Source organism: Novipirellula rosea (assembly GCF_039541335.1).
In the GTDB taxonomy this organism is placed as follows: Bacteria; Planctomycetota; Planctomycetia; order Pirellulales; family Pirellulaceae; genus Novipirellula; species Novipirellula rosea.
Map to the genome: position 1 here is coordinate 1 of NZ_BAABGA010000129.1, position 1,636 is coordinate 1,636.

2 protein-coding genes are annotated in these 1,636 nt (G+C 53.9%); one reads left to right on the forward strand and one right to left on the reverse strand.

The window, feature by feature from the left end:
* The coding region (locus ABD971_RS35930) for an integron integrase (RefSeq protein ID WP_345328550.1) at window positions 1-1,264 on the reverse strand (1,264 nt) is incomplete at its 3' end.
* On the opposite strand from ABD971_RS35930, the gene ABD971_RS35935 reads away from it, so the two are divergent.
* On the forward strand, window positions 1,263-1,529 hold the full coding sequence (locus tag ABD971_RS35935; protein ID WP_345328551.1) for a hypothetical protein: 267 nt from the start codon (window positions 1,263-1,265) through the stop codon (window positions 1,527-1,529). The two genes, ABD971_RS35930 and ABD971_RS35935, sit on opposite strands and share 2 nt — an antisense overlap.
* Window positions 1,530-1,636: the final 107 nt, after the last annotated feature.

The following is a 1,636-nucleotide window of genomic DNA, read 5'->3' on the forward strand; positions in this document are numbered from 1 at the left end:
TATCCGCATGACCAAGCAACTCTTGGATCGTGCAAATGTCGGTTCCCGTACGCAGTAGGTGTGTGGCAAAACAATGACGAAAAACATGCGAACTGACATGCTTGTGAATCTCAGCATTGATCACCGCCGCACGCAAGTTCGCTGGGAACGTATCCTTATGCAAATGATGTCGTCTCAGCACACGGGTCCGTGGGTCGCGAGACAAGCGATGAGACGCAAACAAAAACTGCCACTTCAACTCGCGTGCGGCTCCGGGATACTTCCGCTCCAGTGCCTTCGGCAAACACACCGACGCTTGCCCCTTTTCTAGATCGTGTTCGTGCAACACTCGACGCGACTCCATCCATTTCCGGATGTCCGAGACGACACATTCCGGCATCGGCACGATGCGACTCTTCTTTCCCTTGGAATCATGCACCTCGATGATCATCCGGTCAAAATCGAAATCCTTCATTCGCAGTCGCAACGCTTCACTGATCCGCATCCCACAACCATACAGCAGTTTAGCGATCAATAAATGAACGCCACTTAAGTGTGCAAATATCTGCTCGATCTCGTCCACACTCAGGACTGTGGGAATCTGCTTCCCCTTGTTCGCGCGAATCGCTTGGACTTCGCCCATCTCGCGTTTCAATACATGCTCAAAGAGGTACAGCAGAGCGTAAAAGGCTCGATTCTGAGTCGCAATGGCGACATTCCCATCCACCGCCAAATCGGATAAATGAGCCTCCACGTCGGCAGCGCCAATCTCGGCAAAATCCGCCTGGCACTTCAACGCTCGATCACGCATGAATGCCCGGACGTTCGATACGTAGGCCCGTTCCGTCTCCAACGCATCCTGACGCGACCGGATGGTACGCCGCAGGTTCTGAATCACGTCCGGTTCACTCGGGTCGATGTGGCCGATGACGTCTTCGATTTCCTCCGTCGTCTCTTCACCCGATTCCTGCAATCTCGCATTCTTGATCTTCTCCGCTCGGGTGAGCTCTTCGAGTTTGATTTGAATGAACCGCAAGTCATCAAACGTAGACGCCTGGACATAACGGCGATAGCAAATCAGCGACTGAATGATTTTCAGGCGTTTCCAAGCAGGCGACTTGCGCCGCAGGTGGTCGCGGAGAAAGGCGATCACATCGTCGGCGGTGAATTCCCAAGTCGCCTGGGGCTTGCGACCATGAAACCGACTGAGTTTCTCGAACCAAATCTTCGCCCACTTGTCACGTTCCTCTCGCCACGTGGTTCTCGACTGACTAAGGCGTGCCATGGAATCGGCCTTTGCAATCACCCGATTCGGCAAAGAGAAGCTGGCCAAATCGGTCGTCTGGAACAGGTTCCGTCCCGGTTGCGGTGGCCTTACAGCAAAGGTCATCGCCCACTCCCACGGCCATACAAAGCAGGGTGCGTTTCGGAGTGCTGAATCGTTTTTACCGCCGTCCTGCATCGCCGCAGCACTACTTTTGCTGATTCTTTGCATGACGGCATCACAGGTCAATGCCTCGGATGGAAAATTAGTTTACAATTTTGCTTGACCCAAGAATCGAGACCCCTCATACTCGTCAAGCGCCAACCGGCGATAACATTCCCTCGAACCGGCGATAACACACTACGTGTCACCGAGGGAGCCGAAGGTCCAACC

Excerpts from the sequence above, each read along its gene's own strand:
- ABD971_RS35935 (WP_345328551.1), top strand. The coding sequence starts at position 1,263 with ATGGAATCGGCCTTTGCAATCACCCGATTCGGCAAAGAGAAGCTGGCC.